This window comes from Streptomyces sp. NPDC007808, assembly GCF_042868655.1.
Taxonomy (GTDB): domain Bacteria; phylum Actinomycetota; class Actinomycetes; order Streptomycetales; family Streptomycetaceae; genus Streptomyces.
This window is the reverse complement of sequence record NZ_JBIAEQ010000005.1, coordinates 267,806-283,604: the sequence shown is the minus strand read 5'-3', so window position 1 is coordinate 283,604 and position 15,799 is coordinate 267,806. Positions and strand designations below refer to the sequence as shown.

16 protein-coding genes are annotated in these 15,799 nt (G+C 71.3%); 10 read left to right on the top strand and 6 right to left on the bottom strand.

Annotated elements, in window-relative coordinates; all coding sequences use genetic code 11:
• Positions 1 to 18 precede the first annotated feature (18 nt).
• From ACFYNL_RS20410 to ACFYNL_RS20385, 6 genes are all read left to right on the top strand, one after another.
• Positions 19 to 870, top strand: a complete 852-nt coding sequence (locus ACFYNL_RS20410; RefSeq protein ID WP_388805278.1) for a hypothetical protein — start codon at positions 19 to 21, stop codon at positions 868 to 870.
• 251 nt (positions 871 to 1,121) lie between these two features.
• Positions 1,122 to 2,849, top strand: coding sequence for an ATP-binding protein (locus tag ACFYNL_RS20405; protein ID WP_388806233.1), 1,728 nt, complete (start codon positions 1,122 to 1,124; stop codon positions 2,847 to 2,849).
• Between the two features lie 4 nt (positions 2,850 to 2,853).
• Positions 2,854 to 3,264, top strand: coding sequence for a roadblock/LC7 domain-containing protein (locus tag ACFYNL_RS20400; protein WP_031485587.1), 411 nt, complete (start codon positions 2,854 to 2,856; stop codon positions 3,262 to 3,264).
• A complete protein-coding gene (locus tag ACFYNL_RS20395; protein ID WP_388805274.1) occupies positions 3,261 to 3,632 on the top strand; it encodes a DUF742 domain-containing protein in 372 nt (123 codons plus the stop codon). The genes ACFYNL_RS20400 and ACFYNL_RS20395 overlap by 4 nt, the downstream gene beginning before the upstream one ends.
• Positions 3,613 to 4,218, top strand: a complete 606-nt coding sequence (locus tag ACFYNL_RS20390; protein ID WP_388805271.1) for an ATP/GTP-binding protein — start codon at positions 3,613 to 3,615, stop codon at positions 4,216 to 4,218. The genes ACFYNL_RS20395 and ACFYNL_RS20390 overlap by 20 nt, the downstream gene beginning before the upstream one ends.
• Positions 4,215 to 5,459, top strand: a complete 1,245-nt coding sequence (locus tag ACFYNL_RS20385) for a cytochrome P450 (protein WP_388805268.1) — start codon at positions 4,215 to 4,217, stop codon at positions 5,457 to 5,459. The genes ACFYNL_RS20390 and ACFYNL_RS20385 overlap by 4 nt, the downstream gene beginning before the upstream one ends.
• A gap of 51 nt (positions 5,460 to 5,510) precedes the next feature.
• Here the strand turns inward: ACFYNL_RS20385 and ACFYNL_RS20380 are convergent, their stop codons facing one another.
• The 3 genes from ACFYNL_RS20380 to ACFYNL_RS20370 all read right to left on the bottom strand — a co-directional run bounded on the left by ACFYNL_RS20380 (position 5,511) and on the right by ACFYNL_RS20370 (position 10,836).
• Positions 5,511 to 7,250 (bottom strand): hypothetical protein, encoded by a 1,740-nt coding sequence (locus ACFYNL_RS20380; protein WP_388805265.1) that lies wholly within the window; start codon positions 7,248 to 7,250, stop codon positions 5,511 to 5,513.
• Between the two features lie 428 nt (positions 7,251 to 7,678).
• On the bottom strand, positions 7,679 to 9,313 hold the full coding sequence (locus tag ACFYNL_RS20375) for an amidohydrolase (protein ID WP_388805262.1): 1,635 nt from the start codon (positions 9,311 to 9,313) through the stop codon (positions 7,679 to 7,681).
• 20 nt (positions 9,314 to 9,333) lie between these two features.
• On the bottom strand, positions 9,334 to 10,836 hold the full coding sequence (locus ACFYNL_RS20370) for an APC family permease (protein ID WP_388805260.1): 1,503 nt from the start codon (positions 10,834 to 10,836) through the stop codon (positions 9,334 to 9,336).
• Positions 10,837 to 10,959: 123 nt separating this feature from the next.
• Between ACFYNL_RS20370 and ACFYNL_RS20365 the strand changes: the two genes are divergently transcribed.
• The 3 genes from ACFYNL_RS20365 to ACFYNL_RS20355 all read left to right on the top strand — a co-directional run bounded on the left by ACFYNL_RS20365 (position 10,960) and on the right by ACFYNL_RS20355 (position 12,668).
• Entirely contained in the window at positions 10,960 to 11,736 is a 777-nt protein-coding gene (locus ACFYNL_RS20365; RefSeq protein ID WP_388805257.1) for a TetR/AcrR family transcriptional regulator, read from the top strand.
• Complete coding sequence (locus tag ACFYNL_RS20360; protein ID WP_388805254.1) at positions 11,733 to 12,197, top strand: pyridoxamine 5'-phosphate oxidase family protein; 465 nt, start codon at positions 11,733 to 11,735, stop codon at positions 12,195 to 12,197. The genes ACFYNL_RS20365 and ACFYNL_RS20360 overlap by 4 nt, the downstream gene beginning before the upstream one ends.
• A gap of 78 nt (positions 12,198 to 12,275) precedes the next feature.
• Positions 12,276 to 12,668 (top strand): VOC family protein, encoded by a 393-nt coding sequence (locus ACFYNL_RS20355; protein ID WP_388805251.1) that lies wholly within the window; start codon positions 12,276 to 12,278, stop codon positions 12,666 to 12,668.
• Positions 12,669 to 12,738: 70 nt separating this feature from the next.
• Here the strand turns inward: ACFYNL_RS20355 and ACFYNL_RS20350 are convergent, their stop codons facing one another.
• On the bottom strand, positions 12,739 to 13,038 hold the full coding sequence (locus tag ACFYNL_RS20350) for a DUF4235 domain-containing protein (protein WP_388805248.1): 300 nt from the start codon (positions 13,036 to 13,038) through the stop codon (positions 12,739 to 12,741).
• 23 nt (positions 13,039 to 13,061) lie between these two features.
• A complete protein-coding gene (locus tag ACFYNL_RS20345) occupies positions 13,062 to 14,075 on the bottom strand; it encodes a glutathione S-transferase family protein (protein ID WP_388805245.1) in 1,014 nt (337 codons plus the stop codon).
• A gap of 139 nt (positions 14,076 to 14,214) precedes the next feature.
• Here ACFYNL_RS20345 and ACFYNL_RS20340 point away from each other — a divergent pair, with 139 nt between their 5' ends.
• Complete coding sequence (locus ACFYNL_RS20340) at positions 14,215 to 15,186, top strand: cation diffusion facilitator family transporter (RefSeq protein ID WP_388805242.1); 972 nt, start codon at positions 14,215 to 14,217, stop codon at positions 15,184 to 15,186.
• Between the two features lie 85 nt (positions 15,187 to 15,271).
• Here the strand turns inward: ACFYNL_RS20340 and ACFYNL_RS20335 are convergent, their stop codons facing one another.
• Positions 15,272 to 15,715 carry a nitroreductase family deazaflavin-dependent oxidoreductase gene (locus tag ACFYNL_RS20335; protein ID WP_388805239.1) on the bottom strand — a complete coding sequence of 148 codons (444 nt, stop codon included), beginning with the start codon at positions 15,713 to 15,715 and terminating at the stop codon, positions 15,272 to 15,274.
• Positions 15,716 to 15,799: the final 84 nt, after the last annotated feature.

Below are 15,799 nucleotides of genomic sequence, written 5' to 3'. Positions count from 1 at the left end.
GACGAACAGGGGACGGGGATGCGCAGAGGACTCGTGGTGCTGACGGTGCTGGCGACGGCGGCCGTCTCGGGGTGCGGCGGCGCGCGGGAGGGCTTGGTCGTGGAAGGGGCGGCACCCACCGTGCCGTACGACGGGCCGCTGTACGTCCCCACCGAGGAACTCGACGAGGACAGCGCCCGCGCCGTACGCCTCGCTTCGGGCGCCGCGGGCCGGGCGCTGGAGTGCGACGGGGAGATCTACTCCGGTGGCGGCGGCGAGGCGTGGAGCGAGCAGGACGGCGGGGCCACGCCCGAGGAGGGCCTGGCGGCCTACTTCGACAGGGAGCAGCCCGACCTGCCGCGCTCCGGCTACCGGGTGGAGCGCGAGGAGGGCGGGCGGGTCCTGTTCTCCTACGACGTCGCCGGACGGACCAAGGTCGCGGTCGTCGTGGCCGAGGACCGCGCGGACCGACCCGGCTGGGGGCCGGAGACGAGCGCGTCCTGCGACCCCGCGGAACTTCCCGAGAGCTTCACGGACACCCTGGACGTCGAGATCTGGACCGACGAGGACGGCCGCCGCGTACCGACCACCGAGATCAGCAGCTCCGCCGGATCGGCCCACTGCGACTGGCAGCGGGCGCACTTCCTCGGACTCGGAGCCCACCGGGACCGCGGGCTGTACGCCCGCGACCCCGACGGCGTCCTCGCCCCCGGCATGCTGAACGCCGCCTACGACGGCGACGTACCCCTGCCCGACGGCGCACGCGACACCGGGTACCGGCTCGGCGCGTGGCGGTTGTGGCTGACCGACGACACGTCGACGGCGTACGTGCGCACGCCGGACGGCGTCGAGGCCTGGCCCCGGGTGAAGGACGGCGTGGGCTGCAAGTGAGAACGACGCCGTTTTCTCCAACTGTGCAGATCGGTAAAGGCATTTGTCGATGTATGCGCACCTGGCTGAGAGTGACGGAACCCTCACTTCCGTCAAGGCGCACGGTTGATCCTTTTGCATCCAAACCCGATAAGCTCCCGATCGGCGCTGCGAGTTGACTCGGTCGTGATCGGTCATCCCGCGGTGCGTACTCATGAGTGCGATCGCCTTGCACACCCCCCCTTGATCGATCGTTGCCTCGAAGGATGCAGATGGAACTCGCCACTCCGCCCCCGGCGGCGCGGCCCCCTGTCGCCTGGTACAGCTGGTGGCTGATGCCATTGGCTTTAGGAGGTGGGACGGTTGCCGCCACGTTCATGAGCTCGGAGCGAATAACCGCCGCCGTCGCCGGCGCAGCGGCGACCGCGGCAAGCACCGTGTGTGTACGCCTTCTGCTGCGCACCCGGATGCAGCTGCGCAAGGCCGAAGGTGACTTCCGCGCCTCGCAGGCCGAGCACTCGCAGCAGTGGCAGCACCACGTGGCGGGCCTGGAGCGGAAGTTCAGCGCCGACCGCGCCGCCCTGGAGGGCCGCCTGGCCGAGCAGTCCGGAGCCTATGAGGCCCAGCTCGCCGAGCAGGCCCGCGCGTACGAGGAGCGACTGGCCGAGGAGAGCGCCTCCTACGAGGAGCGGATCACCGCCCAGGCCAAGTCCTACGAAGCGCAGCTCGCCGACCGGGCCGAGGTCTGGCAGGAGCAGCTGGCCCACCAGCTGGCCGCGGTCACCCGGCTCGCCGACGAGCAACTGCCCGACGCGCTGCGCCAGTTGCGCCAGGGCGAGGCCATCGACGACATCCTGCCGACGGTCAACCAGTGCGCGAAGGTCGGCGTCGAACTCCAGGCGAACCTGCGCAAGCTGCTGCGCACCTCGCTGATCGCCGTCGAGGAGGAGTTCGACCGCTCGACCGCCGCCGAGCAGGCCGTGATCAGCATCGGCAACCGCATCCACGTCCTGACCAGCAAGCTCCGTGGCCGACTCCACGAGATGCAGGGCGAGCACGGCCGGCTGCCGGCCGTCGCCCGGGGCCTGATGGAGCTCGACCAGGCGATCGGCCCCGCCGACTGTCTCGCCGCCAGCATCGGCGTGCTCGGCGGCTCGGACCGGCCCGGTCGGCAGTGGCAGGAGCCGCAGCGTCTGCTCAGCGTGGTCCGCGGCGGCATCGGCCGGATCAAGGACTTCCACCGGATCGACGTACGCCATCTGCCCGAACTGGGCGTCGACGGCGGCCTGGTGGACCACCTCACGCTGATCTTCGCGCACCTCCTGGACAACGCGGCCCGCTACTCGCCGCCCACCGAGCCGGTCACCGTCTCCGGCAAGGAGGTCCCGAACGGCGTCGGCATCGAGATCCAGGACTCGGGCAAGGGCCTGAGCGAGGAGAAGAAGCGCGAGGCCGAGCACGCCCTCGCCGGCACCGCGCCCGGCGCGGGCCTGGGCGGTATCTCGGAGGACGCCAACATCGGCCTCCGCGTCGTCGGCGCCCTCGCCCGCCGCTACGGCATCCGCGTCACCTTCGCGGACTCGCCGTGGCTCGGCACCTCGGTCGTGGTCGTGGTCCCGCACAAGTACTTCAGCCCGCTGCCCGCGGCCGCCTCCGTCACCCCGGCGGCGACCGCCCCGACGGCACAGGCCGCCGCGGCCGCACCGGTCCGCGAGCAGGGAACCGCCGCGGCGGCCCCGGCCGACACCGCCGAAGCCGTGGACACCACGCCCGGCGGCCTGCCCCGGCGCCGCAGCAGGCGGCACGAGGCGGCCCGTCACGAGCCGGCCGAGCGTCCGGAGCGGACCGAGGAGACGACGTCCGTCGCCGCCGTCCCGCCCGACGCGTCCTTCGCGGGCCTGGCCGCCTTCGCCACCGCGGGCCGCGAGCCCGGTGCGCAAGGCGCGACGGCCGACGGCCGCGAGTCCACCGAGCAGCACCGCACCGAAGAGAGCGACTAGTCCCATGACGCAACAGGGAACCGATGTGAGCTGGGCGCTCCGCGATCTGGTGGAGAGCATCCAGGAGATCAACTTCGCCCTCGTGGCATCCAGCGACGGCAAGGCCATCACCTCCTACGGCGCCGAGGACCCCGACGACGTGGACCGCTTCGCGGCGGTGGTGGCCGGACTGCAGGCGCTGGCGCAGCCGGTCGCCGAGCAGTTCCCCAAGTACGCGGGGCAGCTCAGGCTGGCGATGATCGAGGTCGACGGCGGCCACCTCTTCGTCGTGCGGGCCGGGGTGGAGACCTATCTCGGCGTCCTCGCCCGGGAGGGCCTCGACCAGGGCCTGCTCGGTCATCAGATGAGGGACCTGGCGCGCAGGATGGGCGAGTTGCTCGGCACCACTCCGCGCCTGGAGGAGCACTCTGGATGAGTGCTCCCCGCCGGCCCACGAACCCGTCCGGTCTTGAGCGCTACTACGTCCTCACCCGGGGACGCAGCGGACCGGGCGGTTCGGCGTCGACCCTCGACGTGGCGACCCTCATCGTCTCCCGCACCGCCCCCGCACCGGGGTTGCAGCACGAGCACGAGGAGATCCTCCGGCGCTGCCGCGATCCGCTGTCGGTGGCCGAACTCGGCGCCCACCTCGGACTGCCCTTCAACATTCTCGCGGTGCTGCTGACGGATCTGCTGGAGGCAGGCCACGTCGAAGCCCGTGACCCCATCCCGGCGCACGGTGCCGACCGCGGGCCCGACCTCGCGCTCCTTGAGGAGGTACTCAGTGGACTTCAAAGGCTTTGACCAGCCCGGTGGGCCGGGTGGCGGGGGCACCCGCTCGGTGAAGGTGATGATCGCCGGTGGCTTCGGCACCGGGAAGACCACCATGGTCCGCTCGGTCAGCGACATCAAGCCGCTCACCACCGAGGAGACCCTCACCCAGGCCAGCGCCGACGTCGACCACCTCATCGGCGTCGCCGACAAGACGGAGACCACCGTCAGCCTGGACTTCGGCAAGATCAGCCTCAACGACAGCCTCATGCTGTACCTGTTCGGCACGCCCGGCCAGGAGCGCTTCTGGTTCCTGTGGAACGGCCTGTTCAAGGGGGCGCTCGGCGCGATCGTCCTGGTGGACACCCGCCGGCTCGCCTCCAGCTTCCGGGCCATCGAGGAGATGGAGCGGCAGGACGTCCCGTTCGTCGTCGCCCTGAACGTCTTCCCCGATTCCCAGGACTACCCGATCGAGGAGATCCGGGACGCCCTGGACATCTCCCCGCACACCCCGATCGTGGCCTGCGACGCCCGCGACCGGGCCTCCAGCCGCGACGTCCTCGTCGCCCTCATACGTCACCTGAAGGAACGTTCTGCCGTCGCACTGGAGTCCCGATGAACGCCCAGCCCTTAAACGATTCCGAGGCGCCCCGCGGCTGCCCCTTCGGCCATGACACCGAACTCACCCGGCTGTACGGGCCGGAGGCGGCGACCGACCCGCGCGGCATCTACGAGCGGCTGCGCAAGGAGCACGGCTCCGTCGCGCCGGTGCTGCTGGAGGGCGACATCCGCGCCTGGCTGGTGCTGGGCTACCGGGACAGCCGGCGAGTGCTGGACAACCCCCTGCACTTCCCCCGGGACGCGCGGATCTGGCGGGACTGGCGGGAGGGCCGGGTGGCGGAGAACTCTCCGCTGGTCCCGATGCTCGCCTGGCGCCCCGACTGCGTGTCCCAGGACGGGGAGGCCCACCGTCGACTGCGCGGGGCCGTCAGCGACGGGCTGCAGTCCGCCGCCGGCCGCGGTGTCCGGCGCCACGCCACGCACTTCGCCAACAAGCAGATCGACGCGTTCGCGGACTCCGGCCGGGCCGATCTGGTGGCGGACTACGCCGACTATCTGCCGATGCTCGTGATCGCCCGCGTGCTGGGGCTCGCCGAGGCGGAGGGGCGTCGCCTGGTCGAGTCCTGCGCCCAGGTGATGAAGGGCGGCGAGGACGCCGTCATGCACGACGGGGTGATCAGGGAGATCTTCGGTGAGCTCGCCGAGCGCAGGCGGTCCGAACCCGGCTCCGACCTCGCCACCGGCCTGCTGGAGCATCACGCGGCGCTCGACCACGACGAGGTCGTGGCCCATCTGCGCGCGGTGCTGATCGCCGCACACGTCACGACCAACCTGCTGGCCCGGGTGCTGGAACTGGTCCTGACCGACGCCTCCCGGCTCTCCGGGCTGATCAGCGGGCAGCTGAACATCTCGGCGGTGGTGGAGGAGGCCATGTGGAACTCCCCGCCGCTGGCCGTCCTGCCGGGGCGCTTCGCCGCCAGCGATGTCGAACTGGGCGGACACCGCATCGAGGAGGGCGACCTGCTCGTGCTCGGTCTCGCCCCGGGCAACATCGACCCCGAGATCCGGCCCGACCCGAGCGTCTCGGTGCAGGGCAACCAGGCGCACCTGGCGTTCGGCGCGGGCCCGCACGAGTGTCCGGGACAGAACATCGGGATGTCCATCATCGAGATCGCGGTGGACGTCCTGCTGCACCGTCTGCCGGGTCTGCGCCTGGCCGTGCCGCCGGAGGAGCTCACCTCGACCGCGTCCACCTGGATGTCCCTGTTGGACAGCCTGCCGGTCGAGTTCGACGTGTAGGCCCCAGGATGCCGCTGCCCGGACGGGCAGCGGCATCCCCCAGGGGAGCGGTCAGCCGTCGAGCCAGTCGCCTGCGACGTCCGTGGGACGGTGTCCCATGGTGTTCCAGAGGAAATGCGGGTGGGCGCAGCCGAACATGTAGGCGAGCAGTGCGGTGTCCTCCCTGCCTGTCCTCGGGTCGTTCAGGGCATGGAAGAACTCGGATCCGACCGCTCCGGAGTCCTCCTGGATCTCCCGGGCGCGGGCCGTGGACGCGTCGGCGCCGGATGCCTCCACGGCGGCGATGTACGTACGGCGCAGGATCTCCCACGTGCTGTCGGTGTCGCCGTGCCAGGGGCCGTGCAGTGCTTCGAAGGCGCGGAGCTCGGCGTCGAACAGGGGCCATACCTCGGGGGACCGGGCTCGGCAGCGTGCGGACAACTCGGCGGTCCGGGCGCTCAGGGCCGGTGCGGTGGGCCGCGGGGCGACGGTGAGGGTGGCGCCGTGGGTGAGGATGCCGGTGCAGGCGTTGGGCTGCAGGTCGCACAGCGGGCAGTCCTGGGCCGGGGGGAGGTCCGCGGTGATGCCGTCGAACCACAGGCCGTGGCGGCCCGTGAGCCCCAACCAGGTGATGGTGCTGGTCATCAGCCAGGTGTTCCACATCCGGGAATGCGCCTCGGGCGTGCAGCCGTACTTGACGAGGGCGATGGCGCAGGCGGCGTAGAGCGCCTTGGTGTGGGTGGGCATGTCTGCGAGCCAGAAGTTGCTGATCTCGCCGGTGAGGGCGTCGGCCCGTACGTCGACCATGTCGTCGACGACGCGGCACAGCAGCAGGGAGGCGAGGTGTTCCTCCTGCCAGAGCTCGGTGTCGGGGGAGACGTGCCAGAACAGGCAGTCCATCATCTGCAGGAGTGAGTAGGTGCTCTGACCGAGCGGGTTCGTCTGGGGGAGTACGACGCTGCCAGCGTGGTGCTGTTGCAGCCAGTACTCGTCCGCGGATCGCTTGTGGGCCGCGTAGAGCCCGCAGACCAGGGCCCGTGCGGTGTTGGTGCTGAAATTCTCGGCCAGGCGGCCTTCTATGAGTTGGGTGAGGTGCCTGGTGTCTATGGTGTCGATCACGCGTTTGTATTCGTGGAAGAGCAGGATGTCGTCCTCGAAGCGGTGGCGGTAGCCGAGGTCCCGTTCGCAGTCGTTCAACTGCCGGGCCAGGACCCAGCCACCGGTCAGGACGCTGTCGAGTTCCCGGTGGTACGGCCAGGTCTTGACGGTGAGGGGACGACCGGCGCTCTGTCGCCAACCGTAGTCAGCCGGCGTGCGCGCGGGGGGCGTGGGCAGCCGACGGCACAGAGTGCAGGCGCAGCCGGCCGTCCGCTCCTCCTCGTGCGGCGGCGTGAGCGCCCGGCTCCTCCAGGCTCCTTCCAGCATCGCGCACGTCAGTCGGCAGACCTCGATGTCGGTGCTGACTTGAGGGAAGGCCGCTTCGATCACGCGCAGGCTGGCGTCGAGCCGCCTCAACCTGGCCCGGCCCTCCTCGTCGGGCGGGAGGAACGCGCGTGGCGCCGACCGGAGGGCTCCCTCCACGCGCAGCGTGGTGCCGGAGCGGGGGGATCCGAGTGCCTCCAGCCGCTGCAGAGCGGCGTGCTCGTCATCCCGGTACTCATCCGTGCACCCGTTGATGTGTTTCGCGAAGAGGCGTGCCAGTGCGTTCCCCGCCTCCTCCGGCTCCTCCGGCCGGAGCCCGGCGCTCGGCCGTGTCGGGGGCGAGCTCTCGGCGGACGTCCTCGGACCACCGCCTACGACTCGAGATTTCACACCGGTCTCCCTTCAAGCTGTGGTCCTGGCAACGGAATCGAGCGGCCGTGGTCGTCGGCCGGTCGATTCCGGGAAAGGGGAGCGGGTCGCCCCAGTGCCGCTCGGGGGACGAACCGCGCGGTACCCGCTCGGTTCTCGAACGCGGCGAGCCGCTCGCCCACGGCAGACGCGTCCGCGACACCGCCGGCGGTCTCCCCTGAACGGCTCGCCCTCGTCGAAGGGAGATCGAACCGGACGTCCTGCGGCATGCGTTTCCTCTCGGGAGACGGCAGCGCAGAGTCCCCCCGCCTCTGCGCGCGGGCGGTCACCGTGACCACCCGCGCGCTCGAACTGGTCTTTGTCATACGAAAGTTGAAGCGACAAGCGGTACCAGGCTGCCCAGAGCGTAAATGATCTACGCGTAACCGGACCGTGATCTCCGTTACTGCTCAGCCGCCGTGAGCTGCGTATACTCGCGCGCCCCCCACGTAAGTGATAGCTACACGGGTCTCCGCGATCGCCTCGACCGGCCCGTCGAACGGATCGCGGTCCAGGACCACGAGGTCCGCCAGCGCTCCGGCACGGACCTCGCCCGTGTCGTCGAGGTGGTTCACATACGCCGACCCCGACGTGTACGCGCTCAACGCCTCGGCGAGTCCGATCCGTTCGCCGGGCAGGAACACCGGCGTGTCGCCGGCGCCCGGCGCCACCCGGTTGACCGCCACATGGATGCCGTGCAACGGATCGGGGCTGCTCACCGGCCAGTCGCTGCCCGCCGCGAGCCGGGCTCCGGAGCGCAGCAGCGCACCGAACGGGTACTGCCACGCGGCCCGTTCGGGACCGAGGAAGGGGATGGTCAGCTCGTCCATCTGGGGTTCGTGCGCGGCCCACAGCGGCTGGATGTTCGCGACCGCCCCGAGCCGGGCGAAACGCGGCACGTCGACGGGGTGGACGACCTGGAGATGCGCCAGGTGGGGCCGCGTGTCGCTCGGCCCGTTGGCGGCCCGCGCCGCCTCGATCGCGTCCAGCGCGTCGCGTACCGCCCGGTCGCCCAGTGCGTGGAAGTGGCACTGGAAGCCGAGCGCATCCAACTCGGTGACGTACTTGGGAAGTTGCTCGGCGTCGATGAAGGCCGTGCCCCGGTTGGCCGTGGCGCACCCGCAGGTGTCGAGGTAGGGGTCCAGCAGCGCCGCGGTGCCGGTCTCGGCGACGCCGTCCAGCATCAGCTTGACGCTGCCCGCGCGGAACCGGCCATGGCTCAACGCCTGCCTCCGCTCGACCAGTTCGGGTATCTGCTCGGCTCCGCGCTCGCGGTCCCACCACAGCGCGCCGACGACACGCGCGGTGAGCGAGCCGTCCCGTGCGGCCGCGAGATACGCCTCCGAGGCGTCGTCCATACCGAGGAACGACCCGATCAGCGCGTCCTGCCAGGCGGTGATCCCGAGGGCGTGCAGATGCCGCTGGGCGTGCAGCAGGGCTGCCACCCGGTCGGCCGCGGTGGCGACCGGGGTGAGCCGTCCCACCAGCTGCATCGCCCCCTCCTGCAAGGTGCCGCTCGGCTCACCGGAGGCGTCCCGGTCGATCCGCCCGTCAGCCGGGTCGGGCGTGTCGCGTGTGATGCCGGCGAGTGCGAGGGCACGGCCGTTGACCCAGGCGCCGTGATGGTCGCGGTTGGGCAGATACACCGGCCGGTCGGGCACCACCGCGTCCAGCAGATCCCTCGTCGGCGTACCGCCCTCGAAGGCCTCCATCGACCAGCCGCCACCGGTGATCCACTCCCGCTCGGGGTGCGCGTCGGCATACGCGCGCACCGCGGCGAGGGTGTCGTCGGCCGTCTTCGCCCCGGTCAGATCGCACTGGGTGAGCTCCAGTCCGGCCGGCACCGGATGCACATGTGCGTCCTGGAAGCCGGGCAGCAGCAGCCGCCCGGCGAGGTCCACCACCTCGGTCCGTGGCCCGGCGAGATCGTGCACCTCCTCGCGTCCTACGGCCGTGATGCGGTCGCCGGTTACGGCCACGGCGGTCGCGGTACGACCCTCGGGGGTGAGGACGGGACCGCCGGTGAAGAGCAGATCTGCGTGCATGTTCCGTTTCCTGGTCGGGGTCATCGGGAGGTGGCGAGGAGCTGCGGCGCGTCGGCGTCGGTGCCCTTGCCGGTACGGAAGTACGGCGACCTGCGCACCCACCTGGCCCACGCGGCGGCCACGAAGCCCGACGCGATCATCGCCAGGGGGGTGGCCAGCAGGAACCAGCCGTTGTCGGCGCTGACCTCGAAGTGGTCGGCGGAGGTGTAGAAGGACCAGCCGAGGTAGCCGCCGAGGCCGAGGAGGGCCGCCGCGCTGAGCGCGGGCAACACCACCGCCCGTACGCCCTGGCGCCAGTCCTCACGCAGGAGCGAACGAAAGCGCACGGCGGCCGCGAGGGCGGTGAGCGCGTACGACAGGGCCACCACGATGCCGACGGCGCTCACCGTCGCCATGATCATGTCGGCGAGCCGCTCAATGACCAGCGCGAGTGCCGCGACCGTTGCCGCCAGCGCGCCGATGAGCACCGTGCCGGCGGCCGGAGTCCCGTACCGGGGGCTGACCTTGGACCACACCGGCCCGAGCGTGCGGTCCCGGCTCATCGCGAACATCGCCCGTGCCGTCGGGATCACCCCGGCCTGCAGCGAGGCCACCGCCGAGAACATCAGGGCGATCAGGGGGAGCGCAGCCCACGGCTGGGACGCCAGCCGCTCGCCGAAGAAGGCCAGGCCCTCGGCGCCGTGGCCGACCAGCTCCTCCTCGGACAGCACCCGTTGGAAGGCGACCGAACCCAGCAGGAAGAGGGCCAGCATGGTGAACAGGGTGGTGAGCCCGGCCCGGGAGGCGTCGCGCGGGTCACGCACCTCCTCGTTGACGCTGAACGCCGACTCGAACCCCCAGTAGCAGAACACCGACAGCAGCAGCCCCTGCGCCAGCGCCGTGGCCGACGGAATGGCGAACGGGTCGAACCAGCTCAGGCTGAAGTCGTGCGGGCCGGTGACGATGCCGTATCCGCAAAAGCCCAGCAGAACGACGTACTCGAAGACCAGCAGTCCCGCCTGGAGCCGCGCGGCGGTGCGGATGCCGGTCACGGCGGTCAGCGTGACGGCGATCAGGACCAGGACGCCGACCGCCGTGGTCTGCGCGGTCGAACCCGCGTCCAGGGCGAGGCCGCCCAGCCGGTGCACTCCGGCGTCGCCCGCCAGCTGGATCAGCGCCGAGCCGGTGACCGCGGTGGTGTAGGCGAGGAACGCCACCACGGCCACGATGTTCACCCAGCCGACCATGAAGCCCAGCCACGGCGTGAGTGAACGGCCCACCCACACATAGCCGTTGCCCGCGTTCGGCTCGACGCGGTTGAGCCGCGCGTAGGCGCCCGCGATGCCGAGGACCGGCAGGAACGCCAGCAGCATGATCGCCGGCAGATGCAGCCCGACCACACCGGCCGTGACGCCGAGCCCGATACCGATGCTGGTGGTCGCGGCCGTGCTGGAGGCGGCGATGGCGACGCCGTCCAGGACACCGAGGGACCTGCGCAGCGCGGGCTGCGCGGGTGGGTCGACTTGATCGTGCTTGCCGGGCATGGCGGTCTCCGCTCGCACCGGGGGCCTGGGCGGCCCCGATGAGCGGACATGAAACTGCCGGGGGACTTAACAGGTCAACGGTGTTGTCATAAAGTGCGGGCACCGCCGACAGGGAGGCAGTCCATGACCGAGCGCGTCGTCCCGCCCGGCGCACGCCGTCGCAGGCGCCCCACCAAGCAGGGCGTCGTCCTGTCCGAGGAGCTGATCGTCGAGACGGCCCTCAGGCTCATCGAGGAGCACGGTGCCGACGCCCTGTCGGTGCGCCGCCTCGGCCGCGCCCTCGGCGCCGACCCCAGCTCCCTGTACCGGTACTTCCGGCACACCGACGACCTGATGCTCGCCATCGCCGACGAACTCATCGGCCGTACCCTGCGCACCTGGCGCCCCACCGGCGACTGGCAGACCGACCTGCGCGACCTCGGCCTGCGCATGCACGCCGGTGCCCTCGCCCACCCCCGTGCGGCGGTGCTCAGCTCGTACCGGGTGACCGGGCGGGTCCACGAGATCCAGGCCGTCGAGACCATCCTCGGCGTGCTGCGCGGCGCCGGGTTCCCCGACGTCGAGGCGGTGCGGATCTACCACGCGTTCGTCGACCAGGCCCTCGCGCACGGCGCCCTCGACTCGGCGAGCGCGGCGATGCCCGAGGCCGCGCGGTCAGCGGAGACGGCCGTCTGGCGGGCGACGTACGCCCGGCTGCCGGCCGACACCCACCCGCACATCGCCGCCACCGCCCGGCACCTCGTGGCGGAGATGCGGCACAGCTCCTACCCGGCTGTCCTGGACCTGCTGCTGCGAGCCGCGGCGGCCCGGCTCACCGAACTCCGTTCCCGGCCCGCGAACCCGGCGGCCATCATGGACACACCGTCAGATCCGTCCCACGAGGAGGCCGTTCACCGATGACCCCGCCGCCCCCGCGCACCGCCGAGCAGCGCAAGCAGGACACCCTGCACCGTCTGGAGCACGATGAGGACGTGTGGGTCGCCACGGCCGACGCCGCGGGGGGAGTGCCGTACCTCGTCCCGCTCTCCTTCCGCTGGGACGGCTCGACGCTGCTGCTCGCCACGCCCGCGGCCGGCCCGACCGGCCGGAACCTGGCAGCGACCGGCAGAACCCGCCTGGGTATCGGGCCGACCAGGGACGTCGTCATGATCGAGGGCACGGTCGACACGATCCCCCTGGCGGAGCTGGACCAGGAGGAGGGTGACCTCTTCGCGGCGAAGACCGGCTTCGATCCGCGTCGACTGACCACGCGCTACCTGTACTTCCGGGTCCGGCCGCTTCGGGTGCAGGCCTGGCGGGAGGCCGACGAACTGGACGGGCGGGAACTGATGCGGAACGGGCAGTGGCTGGTGGCGGACTGAAACGGCCTGGCCGGGACACCCGGAGGGAACAGGGCGCGGGGCAGGACCGTGCCGCGCCCAGGACACTCCGGAGGAGCCATGCCATTGGTGAAAGCGGGCTTCGTGGTGCTCGACTGTGCCGAGCCCGAGAAGCTCGCCGTGTTCTACACGCAACTGCTGGAAGGCGAGCAGACCGACGCGAGCGCCAACCTCGTCGAGATCAGGGGTGCGGACGGAACCCGGATGGCGTTCCGCCGCGACATGAACGCCACTCCGCCGAGCTGGCCGCGCCCCGAGAACTCCCTCCAGGCCCACCTGGACTTCGTGGTGGACGACCTGGACGAGGCCGAGCGCAGGATCGTCGGGCTCGGTGGCCGTCCGCTGGAGGCGAAGGAGGCGCCGGGCCCGTACGAGGAACGCGGGTACGCCGACCCGGCCGGCCACTCCTTCACCCTGCGCCGGGTCGCGGCCACGGCACCGAAGCAGGGCTGAGGCCCGTCCGGCCGGCCCGGCGAGGAGCGCTCCTCAGTCCCGTCCGGCCGGCCCGGCGAAGGAGCGCTCCTCAGTCCCGTCCGCCCTTCTCGCTGACCGGCCACACCCCCGTCGAGCGCTCGATGGCCTTCGCGCCCGTGCGGTCCGCGAGGCTGCGGGCCATCGCGAAGAGGGCGCCCTGGACCGCGGCCGCCAGCAGGATCTCCCCCCAGCCGCGGTCGCGGTCCAGGGCGTCGGGGGCGTCCTCCTCGTGCCGGATCGCCATCCAGGTCTTGCGGAAGGCGAGCCCCGCGAGCGCCCCGCTCGCCCAGCCCAGTGCGAACCCCACGGGCTTGTAGGCGAGCGGGAGTGTCATCTTCTTCTTGGCCATGTGTGTCTGCGCCTCCTTCATGGTCAGGGCCGTCCCCGTTCCGGGACCACCTCGGGCCCGGGAACCGGCCCGGGTGGCGTGCCGTCACCGAACGGCCTGCCACCCAGTTCCTCACGACGATGCGGTGTCAGCCAGCCCGACAGATCCGGCCCGAGGGGCACGATTCCGGTCGGGTTGATGCCGCTGTGCACCTGGTAGTAGTGCCGTTTGATGTGGTCGAAGTTGACGGTGTCACCGAATCCGGGCGTCTGGTAGAGATCACGCGCGTACGCCCACAGGACCTGGTTCTCCGTCAGCTTCCAGCGATTGCACTTGAAGTGACCGTGATAGACGGCGTCGAAACGCACCAGTGTGGTGAACAGCCGGATGTCCGCCTCCGTGATCGTCTCCCCGACCAGGTACCGCCGGTCGGCCAGCCGCTCGGACAGCAGTTCCAGCCGCCGGAAGAGCCGTGTGCACGCCCCCTCGTACTCCTCCTGGCCGGTGGCGAAGCCCGCCCGGTACACACCGTTGTTGACGTCCTCGTAGACGTCGGCCGTCACGGCGTCGATCTCGTCGCGCAGCGCCGGCGGGTAGAGGTCGGGCGCGCCCTCGCGGTGCAGGGCCGTCCACTCGGTGGCGAGGTCGAGCGTGATCCGCTGGTAGTCGTTGGTCACCAGCCGCCCGCTCGGCACGTCCACGATCGCGGGCACGCTGACGCCGCCCGGATAGTCGCTCTCACGCTTGTCGTAGGCCTCGCTGAGGAAGCGGATGCCGAGGACCGGGTCGCGTCCACCCGGGTCGAGGGAGAACCGCCAGCTGCGGTCGTCCTGGATCGGGTCGGTGATCGCCATCGGCAGGGCGTCCTCCAGCCCGAGCAGCCGGCGCGAGATCACCGCCCGGCTCGCCCACGGGCAGGCGCGGCTGACCACCAGCCGGTAGCGGCCCGCCTCCACGGGCCAGCCGTCCCGGCCGTCAGCGGTGATCCGGTCGGTGAAGTGGGCCTTCGACCGCTGGAACGATGTCCGCCCGTACGCGGTGTTGCCCCCGCCGCTCATGATCGGACTCCTCTCTGACGTACGCCCTCTGCCGTAGCAGGGTTCCCCGTCCTTCCGGGCCCCCGTTGTACCGACGGGTCCCCCGATTTACGCCGACGGCACGGGTGTGAGCCCGATCGGCTGGGGCAATCAGCGTTCAATGACCGACACGCCCAAGGCACCGAAGACGGATCGCACCACCCGAGTGACCGTGCTGGTGGCCCTCGCGGCCAACCTCGTCATCGCGATCGCCAAGACGATCGGCGGCCTCCTCGCCCACTCGCCCGCCCTGCTGTCCGAGGCGGCCCACTCCGTGGCGGACAGCCTGAACGAGGTCTTCCTCCTGGCCGCGCTGCGCCGCAGCCGACGCCCTGCCGACAGCCGCCACCCCTTCGGCTACGGCAAGGAACGCTTCTTCTGGTCGTTGCTCGCGGCCGTCGGCATCTTCGTGATGGGCGGCTGCTTCTCCTTCTACCAGGGCGTGGAGGCCCTGCGCGGGGGCGCGGAGGAGTCGTTCGGCGGCTATGTGGCGGGCATGATCGTCCTCGGTGTCGCCCTGGTGGCCGAGGGAGTGTCACTGCTGCGGGCCCTGCACCAGGTGCGCCGGCAGGGCGGCCTGGGCGACGGACTGCGCGACCCGGCTCTGCGCACGGTGGTCGCCGAGGACGGCACGGCGGTGCTGGGCGTGACCCTGGCCCTCGCCGGCATGGCGCTGCACATGGTCACCGGCCAGGTCGTGTGGGAGGCGTCCGCCTCCCTCGCGATCGGCGCGCTGCTGGTGTACGTCGCCTACCGGCTCGGGCGTGACGCCCGCGACCAGTTGATCGGGCAGGCCGCCGATCCGGAGGCCGCCGCCCGGATCCGTGCCCTGCTCCAGGCACAGCCCGAGATCGACAGCGTGGAGGCGCTCTTCACCATGCAGACCGGCCTGGAGACGGCTCTGGTGGCCGCCCGCGTCGACCTGGTGCCCGGCCTCGACAGCGAACAGGTCGAGGAGGTCGCCGTGCGGATCAAGCGGTCCATAGCCCGTACCGTCGCCGAGGCCGACCAGATCTTCCTCGACGTGACCGAACGCTCCGCCTGCGAGGCACAAGGAAGCCCCGCCGCGACGGGGGAGCGCGGCGGGGCCTGACGCACGTGTGCCCGACGAACGCGGGTTCATGCGCCCTGACGGAAAAAATTCCGGGAAACCGGTACGGGACGCGCTGCCGGGCCGCTCAGTCCTGGTCGAGCGGCTCCAGCACGAAGACCGGGATCACCCGGTCGGTCTTCTTCTGGTAGTCGGCGTAGGGCGGATACGCCGCCACGGCACGCTCCCACCACCGCGCCTTCTCCGCACCGGTGACCTCACGGGCCCTCATGTCCCGCTTCACCGGCCCGTCCTGCAGCTCCACATGGGGGTCGGCCTTGACGTTGTGGTACCAGACCGGGTGCTCGGGTGCCCCGCCGAGCGAGGCCACCACGGCGTAACGGCCCTCGTGCTCGACGCGCATCAGCGGCGTCTTGCGGAGCTTGCCGCTCCTCGCACCCCGGGTGGTGAGCAGGACGACCGGCATTCCCTGCATGGTCGTCCCCTTGGTGCCGCCGGAGCTCTCGTACAGCTCCACCTGGTCGCGCACCCACTTGGTCGGGCTGGGCGCGTACTCGCCATCGAGAGGCATGTCGTCGGTCCCGTCGTCGTGATCCTGTCGGCTGACGTCGATCCTCAACACCGGGGCGCGCGGGATTCATCCTGCGGGCCCCGG

Coding starts and splice junctions, on each gene's coding strand:
- ACFYNL_RS20410 (WP_388805278.1), top strand. CDS start 19: ATGCGCAGAGGACTCGTGGTGCTGACGGTGCTGGCGACGGCGGCCGTC.
- ACFYNL_RS20405 (WP_388806233.1), top strand. CDS start 1,122: ATGGAACTCGCCACTCCGCCCCCGGCGGCGCGGCCCCCTGTCGCCTGG.
- ACFYNL_RS20400 (WP_031485587.1), top strand. CDS start 2,854: ATGACGCAACAGGGAACCGATGTGAGCTGGGCGCTCCGCGATCTGGTG.
- ACFYNL_RS20395 (WP_388805274.1), top strand. CDS start 3,261: ATGAGTGCTCCCCGCCGGCCCACGAACCCGTCCGGTCTTGAGCGCTAC.
- ACFYNL_RS20385 (WP_388805268.1), top strand. CDS start 4,215: ATGAACGCCCAGCCCTTAAACGATTCCGAGGCGCCCCGCGGCTGCCCC.
- ACFYNL_RS20375 (WP_388805262.1), bottom strand. CDS start 9,313: ATGCACGCAGATCTGCTCTTCACCGGCGGTCCCGTCCTCACCCCCGAG.
- ACFYNL_RS20370 (WP_388805260.1), bottom strand. CDS start 10,836: ATGCCCGGCAAGCACGATCAAGTCGACCCACCCGCGCAGCCCGCGCTG.
- ACFYNL_RS20365 (WP_388805257.1), top strand. CDS start 10,960: ATGACCGAGCGCGTCGTCCCGCCCGGCGCACGCCGTCGCAGGCGCCCC.
- ACFYNL_RS20360 (WP_388805254.1), top strand. CDS start 11,733: ATGACCCCGCCGCCCCCGCGCACCGCCGAGCAGCGCAAGCAGGACACC.
- ACFYNL_RS20355 (WP_388805251.1), top strand. CDS start 12,276: ATGCCATTGGTGAAAGCGGGCTTCGTGGTGCTCGACTGTGCCGAGCCC.
- ACFYNL_RS20350 (WP_388805248.1), bottom strand. CDS start 13,038: ATGGCCAAGAAGAAGATGACACTCCCGCTCGCCTACAAGCCCGTGGGG.
- ACFYNL_RS20345 (WP_388805245.1), bottom strand. CDS start 14,075: ATGAGCGGCGGGGGCAACACCGCGTACGGGCGGACATCGTTCCAGCGG.
- ACFYNL_RS20340 (WP_388805242.1), top strand. CDS start 14,215: ATGACCGACACGCCCAAGGCACCGAAGACGGATCGCACCACCCGAGTG.
- ACFYNL_RS20335 (WP_388805239.1), bottom strand. CDS start 15,715: ATGCCTCTCGATGGCGAGTACGCGCCCAGCCCGACCAAGTGGGTGCGC.